This is a genomic window from Shewanella sp. SG44-6, from assembly GCF_014164185.1.
Classification (GTDB): Bacteria; Pseudomonadota; Gammaproteobacteria; order Enterobacterales; family Shewanellaceae; genus Shewanella; species Shewanella vesiculosa.
Genome location: NZ_JACJER010000178.1, coordinates 1 through 7,409, shown reverse-complemented (window position 1 = coordinate 7,409; position 7,409 = coordinate 1). Strand labels below are relative to the sequence as shown.

The following is a 7,409-nucleotide window of genomic DNA, read 5'->3' as shown; positions in this document are numbered from 1 at the left end:
CATAGAATGTTATCCATCATATATCTTGATTAATTAACCGTTATAGCATAACTTAATCTAAGAGACAAATAAGACAAGCGAGAAATTAAGGACATTATGAGCTCATTAGAAACATCAATGCCTATTATTTTGTGTGTCGACGACGAGACCAGCATCTTGAAGTCGCTGCAACGTTTATTTATGTCTTCAAAAGTGAAACTATTACTGTCATCAAGTGGCCAACAAGCGCTTGAACTTATGCAAACAGAAAAAGTTAATATCATTATTTCAGATATGCGTATGCCTAATATGACAGGTGCTGAATTCCTTGCACAGGCGGCAGTACTTCAACCGGATGCTTATCGTATTTTAATGACTGGGTATTCTGATATTCAATCAACCGTTAGTGCGATTAATGTGGGTAAAATTCATCGTTATATTCAAAAACCTTGGGATAACGCAGAGCTACTTGCTCAAGTTCATGAAGGCTTAGAAATCTATCGTCTCGTAGAAGCGAACAAGTTGCTGACAAAAAAAATTACTCTGCAGAACAAGCAACTAAAACAATTAAACAATAACTTAGAAGAGATGGTTCAGCAACGAACCACTCAATTGAAAAAGACATTATATCAATACAAACTGTTGGCCAGTACACGTGGTAATGAGCAAAAAGCCACACTTGAAGTTCTTTATAATTTGATCAGTATTAATCCAGCATTAAATGGCAAGTTTGCACTGCAAGTGAGTGAAACATGTGGTCACATAGCCACTGCATTAAAGATGAATAAAGCTCATGTCGAGTTAATTAGTAAAGCAGGTCTATACTGTGAACTGGGTAAACTAGGCTTGCCTGCACATTGTCTTACAGGCCCCTACGACCAACTCAGTAGTGCAGCCCAAAAACGCTTTTTTCAACACCCGCAATTGGCAGAAGAAATGCTGGCACCAGCGGTTCACCTATCGACGATGAGTGAGATCATTGGCAGTCAATATGAGCACTATAACGGTACGGGTGAACCGTTACAAAAAGTGGCACAAAACATTCATATTGGGGCTCGTATATTAGCCGTTGCAAGAGACTTTTGGTTAGCGTTATTTGAACAACAAAATGCAAAAGACCATACTAAAGACCTCACCAAAGAAGAAATATATAAACACATAAAACTACAGCAAGGTAACGTGTATGACCCCAAAGTCGTCAATGTGCTAGGGCAAATCATTACTGCTTACCAGGACCAAGAAACGATTAACCATTCAGATGCGCAATTAGATGATGGTCTGCTTATTGAACAAATCACCGAAGGTATGCGCTTAACTCAAAATTTATACAATCGTAAACACATGTTGTTATTACCTAAAGGCCATGTGTTTTGCGAGAAAACACTGCAGAACTTATACCGCTATCAGACAAAAAATAACGAAAAATTGCTCATCAAAGCAGAGCGAGTTGAACAAACGGATACCCAGGAAGAATAAAATATATGATCAACCCAACAACCGAATTAACAATAATATTTACCCGCACTTTTTACAGGTAATCGTGCCGATATGATGGATATTGTTACCAGACTATTTTACTCAAAGTCGTTTTCATTAAGACGATTATGGTTTTTTTGCACCACAACGCTGTTGGGATTTATCGCCAATGCTATGGCGATCGAACTGCCTATTGTCGTACCTTTTCTCATCGGTAACATTGCCTTTTCAATTATCCTCATTCGCTTAGGTTTTATCTGGTCTCTGTTGGCTCTTGCTATCGTCAGCGTTCCAATAGCAAGTAATATTGAATTATTTAACAGTATCTTGCAGCTGTTTTGCTTGATGTTATTAACATTAAATTTGAAACAACCTCTTTGGCGAGTAATGGGGGTTTATACTGTCGCCATAGGCTTTATCTACCATCAATTTGCGTATCCCATTTTTACTGAATCGCCAGCGTTATTAGTCAGTGCCACACTGTTAAACGGTTGTATTTTTATTTTATGTACAAAAACGGCGTTAATGCTAAATGTCATAACAATCACACCAAAAAATCAAAAAAATCAAAGCTTAAAGCTACAGTTAAGTCATCGAATTGGTTTGTATAGCGCCGTCCCCTGCACGATTTTAATCGCATTTATTTTACAAGGTGCTATCAGTCTCCACATATCATCCGTTCTGCAGTATTACGATAATGAACAAAGTAAATTTATTAATGAAATTCAACGTCATATCGAACGGTATATCGGCAATACAGAACTTATCGCCAGTTTAGGACATGACAATATTGACCAAAACACATTACGTAAGTTAACTGAGCAACAAGAAGAGCTGATATCTGCACTGGTCACCGATAAGAATGGCCTTATTTCACTATTTTATAAAGCCGACTTACCTAACAGTAAAATGCAAAAGACATCGGTTGCCGACCGGAGTTATTTCAGTAAACCTAAGGAACTGGGCAAAAGCTATGTCAGTGAGACCTTTCAGGGAAGAGGACTGGGTGAAGATCGATTATTTGCGGTCAGCGCACCGCTTTTCCAAAATGGCACATTTGATGGGGTCGTCGAGATTTCTGTCAATCTTAAAACGTTAACCAATACCTTTAAGTCTTCAGATGATATGGATTCTAACCGTATTTTACTCGACAGAGACTCGAAGAAAATTTGGGGTAGCGATACCTTAGGACAGTTAGGTCGTGTCTGGACAGAACGGCCATTAATGACACCTTTCACAAGCTCTGTATTTGGACAGCATATATTCAATAAAGTTGAACCAATTTCCTTCACATCAGACGGTCGTTATATCGTTATACGAAAACACCTAGACGAATTGAATTGGACTGCGCTGTACTATTTAGACACCCGCTCATTTGTGATTCGCTATTTTATTTATTTATCGATTGCGATGATATCAGCGCTGTTATTGCTGCAATACATCACAGTGTTGTCTGGGCGATTAATTCATCGGTACACCAATACATTAGAACAAATTACCCGCCACACTCATCGCTGGCGATCTGATAATCCTAATACACAGCCTCTGACATTTACCACCACAGCACTTGAGTTTGAAGTATTGTCTGAAAGTATTAATGGTTTGCAAAAGCGAGTAATCGATTCTCGCAAAGCTATGCACAAATCAATGGCTGAAGTGAGCACTCTCAATAATGAATTAGAAGCAAGAGTCAAAGACAGAACTCAGCAACTGGAACAAGAACGTGATAAAGCAAAACTGCTCGCAGAAATTAAAACCCGGTTTCTAGCAAACATGAGTCACGAGATCCGCACACCGATTACTATTATTAAGGGTTTTACTGAAGAACTGCTTAGTGAAGCGACGGGCGATACCTACCGCACGCTTAATCGTATAAATCAAAATACTCTGCACTTACAAAATGTAATTGATGATATTCTCGATACAGCTAAAATTGAGCAAGGCAAAATGCGCATCGCATTAGAATCGATTAATCTTGCCCATTTTATGACTGACTTTATCGATAGCACGGCACAAATGGCGCACAAAAAGGGCTTGTCTATTGACTATGATGTCAGTGACATTGCTGACGTTCATATCATGGCCGACCCTTTCCGATTACAACAAATATTACTTAACTTACTCAGTAACGCGGTAAAGTTTACCGCCACAGGATCGATTACCCTTAAAGCTGAAAAAACAACTGCGCAAAGCTGTAGCATCAAAGTAATAGACCAAGGTATTGGCATTAGCAAACAGCAACAGTCCACCCTGTTTGAGGCATTTACCCAAGCCAATTCCAGCACGAGTCGAGATTATGGCGGTACAGGACTTGGCTTGTATATTAGCAAACAACTTGCTGATGCAATGGACATATCACTCACGGTAACCAGCGAGATTGGTCAAGGGTCGACTTTCATGCTGAGTTTTAACACCCACAGCGCTTTGCAAAAACCAATAAAAGACTCGACTGTAATAGCAACTGAATTGCCTACCAGTGCAAGTCATGGTAGAAAATTGCTCATTGTTGATGATGTCGAAGACATTCGCATCTTAGTGGCTGCTTACGTTAAGTCACTTAATATGGAGTTATTGTTTGCGGAGAATGGTCAACAAGCCTTGGATATTGCCCTCAAACATCGCCCAGATATCATTATTATGGATCAGCAAATGCCAATAATGGATGGCTTGAGCGCGGGTCAAGCAATGAGACGTCATGGGTTTGAATCGGTGATTATTTCACTGAGTGCAGATGTGTTTGAACAGCACCCTGTAAGCGACACCGTATCACCTTTTAACGCAACGCTTTGCAAGCCTATCGATAAAACACAACTGTTAAATACCATACAATTTTGTTTATCAAAACATGATATAACACTGCCTAATGAAGATATTACTAGTATGAGTGCACAACAAGAGATGGACGGATTCGACGAGTTACGACAGGACTACTTGGAAAGTTTACGCGCCATACCTGACGAGTTAAACTTGCTTGCTGCAACCTCAGAGCATAAACAAGTTGTCATGCTATTACATAAAATTAAGGGAACCAGTGCCTGCTTAGGGTTACACGACGTGAGTGCAACAGCACAACAGGCAGAAGCCGCGCTAAGAGATGGGGGCAATCTTAATCAAGTGTGTAATGAGTTTAATGCGCGCTTAACGCAATTGTTCTCTTGTTAAGATCGCTTACTATGATGGTGTTTCAAGGTCACTAGGCGTTAATAATGGCAGGGTTATTATAAAGGTGGTGCCCACATCAAGCTCGGAGCTTACCACAATACTACCTTTGTGTTTTTGCACGATACTATAAGACAATGACAATCCCAAGCCGGTCCCCTGACCTACAGGTTTAGTGGTGTAAAATGGTTCAAAAATTTTACGCTGTGCCGATTCACTTATGCCACAACCGGTATCTTTTATTTCGATAACCAATGCTGTGCTGCTCGCCGATACCTTAATGTAAATGTGCCCTTTACCATCAATAGCCTGGGCTGAATTGACAATTAAATTCAAAAACACCTGGTTTAACTGCATTGGCTGGCAAAATAATGCCGGTAATGGCTGCTGAAATTCGCGATGGACTTCAACATTATATTTAAGCTGACTGTTGGCAATTTTTAACGTATTTTCAATACCTTCAATAATATTAGCATGCTGCCATTCACTACTGTCGACATGTGAAAACACTTTAAGATTTTTTATAATATCAGTGACCCGATCTATTCCGGTAATTGACTCATTAATTAATTCAGGCATGTCTTCACGTAAAAACGAATATTGACTGCGCTCTTGCATTTCTTGCTGCAAAGCCATAAAGGTTTTGTTTTGGGTTTTATTCACCACCTTTTCATAAAAGCTGATCAAATTTAAAAGCTTAGTTGAATAATCTTGTAGGCTTTGTAAATTAGAATGAATAAAACCAATAGGATTGTTTATCTCATGAGCGACGCCCGCAGCCAACTGCCCAATGGCAGCCATTTTGTCTGCTTGTAATAACTGATTCTGCGCGGCTTCCAGTTTAGTGTTTAGCGCCAGTAATGCTGAGTGTTCTTGTGCTAACTCTTCAGAAAGTTGTTTCTTACCCTGGTAATAACTCGCCAACTCAGTGACGTCTTGTACTATCATGCATACGGTTTTAACCACATTATTACTAACGTGTAACGGTATAAACTCAATGTTTTGGTACATTAATGTTTCTTCGCCTGTGATTGGGCGGCTACTACTGAATAAAAATACGTGTGGTCTGTGCTCCCAATATGAAAAACTAGCATTGTTCAATACAAACACACTGTTGATCTTTTTCTTTAAATATTTTGCTTCATTTGGGAAAAGAGTCAGCAAATTTTGCCCTTTTACTTGGTCACAACTGATGTTCAGCCGATCAGCAAAAAAGTCATTCCAGTACTCTATTTCTAATTGCTCATTAAGAACACATACCCCTAAAGGCAATTTTGCAGTCAGATTCTCTAATACTGCGAGGGTCGTCATCGTTACTCCAACAAGCTATTTAATCGACTTAATAACGTCGAAATTGACTCTGCTTCTAAACAAATAACAATTTTTGAATCAAAATGACTGGACTCTACTTTAAATTCAACTTCCATGAGTAAAGTGTGAGCCCAACGATAGTGTTCTGGCGACAGTTTTTCCGGTTCAAATACTGTCGGCATGCTCAGCTTAGTGGTCAGTTCTAACTGCTCGGCAAAACCATTTAAACAAGCTCCAGCAAGAATATTTGACAGTTCAAGCAAAAGCTCTTCGCGGGTAATATCTGACAAAGGCAGCTCATAATCCATCAGCTCAGCAATGGCTTCACACCCCGCATGCGATTGTAGCGAAACGACCTCACCCTTTACTGTGCCCAAAAAAGATTGCCGAGTATGCCACATGACATCTGAACTGATCATATCGACAAATTCAGTGGGGGTAACAGAGGAAATGAGTGGAATAGAAAGGGTAATTTTAGCGCCAATTAACCTCGCTAACGAATTGGCTGCTTGGCCCATTGAAATATTCATCAACTCCTGTAATGCATCACGCTGCAGTTCACTTAATTGATAAATCATATCAACCCCACATCTGTTAATGCTTGTGATAATTGCTCAGAGTTCAATGGCTTGTGCAAAAACCGAAACGCTCCAAGCTTGTCGACTAACTTTTTCGCTTCTGGCTGTATATCGGCACTAATCACAATGACGATAGTTTTCGTTTTATGCTCATTTAAGTAGCTGAGTACACCAAAGCCATCGAGTTCAGGCATAGTTAAGTCTAGGAAAAGAACGTCAGCTTTTCCAGCTTCAACGGCCTCAAGAGCTTCTTTACCGTTAGTGACCTCGGTTATTTCAATATCCCAATCCGCGGGTAAAGCCCGTCTAACGACTTTTCTTGACATCATTGAATCGTCGGCAATGGTTACAGGTATCGGCATTACAATCTCCACATTGTCTCATTTGTCCTCTAAACATTATGGTGACGACAACCTTGAATGTCAAAAACTATTAGTATTTATTTTAAACACTGGTTTTACGCTGCAATCATTGCCATACTCAGGGGACAAATAAGACAAGTTACACTCTGTACTTTATTTCACATAGACTAAAATTGAGAGGCGCTATGAAAGGCATTATCTTTAATGTGCTTGAAGAAATGATAGTTGAACAAGCTGGCATGGAGGTTTGGAACACATTACTTGAAAAACATACGCCACAAAATCGGGTTTATGTGTCTGCTAAAAACTACCCTGAAACGGAGCTATTTGCCATTGCAACCGATGTTGCTGCGCTGCTCAATGTTCCTCTGCAACAAGTAGTAAAAGCCTTTGGACAGTATTTGTTTTCAGGATTAGCCACTAGACATACCGGTGTAATGACACGTTTTTCAGGTTTCACTTCCTTGGTGATGGGTATTCATAATGTTATTCATGTTGAAGTGAATAAGCTTTACCATGAACCCGCTTTACCCACCATTAGTTG

6 protein-coding genes are annotated in these 7,409 nt (G+C 39.7%); 3 read left to right on the top strand and 3 right to left on the bottom strand.

Annotated features, from left to right (window positions below):
* The first annotated feature begins 96 nt into the window (after positions 1 to 96).
* Together H5185_RS20315 and H5185_RS20310 are read left to right on the top strand one after the other, a co-directional pair.
* Positions 97 to 1,455: an HD domain-containing phosphohydrolase gene (locus H5185_RS20315; RefSeq protein WP_165870023.1), complete on the top strand. Its 1,359-nt coding sequence runs from the start codon at positions 97 to 99 to the stop codon at positions 1,453 to 1,455.
* 174 nt (positions 1,456 to 1,629) lie between these two features.
* Positions 1,630 to 4,617 (top strand): ATP-binding protein, encoded by a 2,988-nt coding sequence (locus tag H5185_RS20310; RefSeq protein WP_165870022.1) that lies wholly within the window; start codon positions 1,630 to 1,632, stop codon positions 4,615 to 4,617.
* A gap of 9 nt (positions 4,618 to 4,626) precedes the next feature.
* Here the strand turns inward: H5185_RS20310 and H5185_RS20305 are convergent, their stop codons facing one another.
* The 3 genes from H5185_RS20305 to H5185_RS20295 are packed head-to-tail and all read right to left on the bottom strand — an operon-like array spanning position 4,627 to position 6,865.
* Positions 4,627 to 5,925: an ATP-binding protein gene (locus tag H5185_RS20305; protein ID WP_182743005.1), complete on the bottom strand. Its 1,299-nt coding sequence runs from the start codon at positions 5,923 to 5,925 to the stop codon at positions 4,627 to 4,629.
* Between the two features lie 2 nt (positions 5,926 to 5,927).
* Positions 5,928 to 6,503 (bottom strand): chemotaxis protein CheC, encoded by a 576-nt coding sequence (locus H5185_RS20300; RefSeq protein ID WP_124014812.1) that lies wholly within the window; start codon positions 6,501 to 6,503, stop codon positions 5,928 to 5,930.
* Positions 6,500 to 6,865 carry a response regulator gene (locus H5185_RS20295; protein WP_124014811.1) on the bottom strand — a complete coding sequence of 122 codons (366 nt, stop codon included), beginning with the start codon at positions 6,863 to 6,865 and terminating at the stop codon, positions 6,500 to 6,502. The genes H5185_RS20300 and H5185_RS20295 overlap by 4 nt, the downstream gene beginning before the upstream one ends.
* Positions 6,866 to 7,050: 185 nt before the next feature.
* Between H5185_RS20295 and H5185_RS20290 the strand changes: the two genes are divergently transcribed.
* On the top strand, positions 7,051 to 7,409 hold a 359-nt coding region (locus H5185_RS20290; protein WP_182743004.1), incomplete at its 3' end, for a heme NO-binding domain-containing protein.

Coding starts and splice junctions, on each gene's coding strand:
- H5185_RS20315 (WP_165870023.1), top strand. CDS start 97: ATGAGCTCATTAGAAACATCAATGCCTATTATTTTGTGTGTCGACGAC.
- H5185_RS20310 (WP_165870022.1), top strand. CDS start 1,630: ATGGCGATCGAACTGCCTATTGTCGTACCTTTTCTCATCGGTAACATT.
- H5185_RS20305 (WP_182743005.1), bottom strand. CDS start 5,925: ATGACGACCCTCGCAGTATTAGAGAATCTGACTGCAAAATTGCCTTTA.
- H5185_RS20300 (WP_124014812.1), bottom strand. CDS start 6,503: ATGATTTATCAATTAAGTGAACTGCAGCGTGATGCATTACAGGAGTTG.
- H5185_RS20295 (WP_124014811.1), bottom strand. CDS start 6,865: ATGCCGATACCTGTAACCATTGCCGACGATTCAATGATGTCAAGAAAA.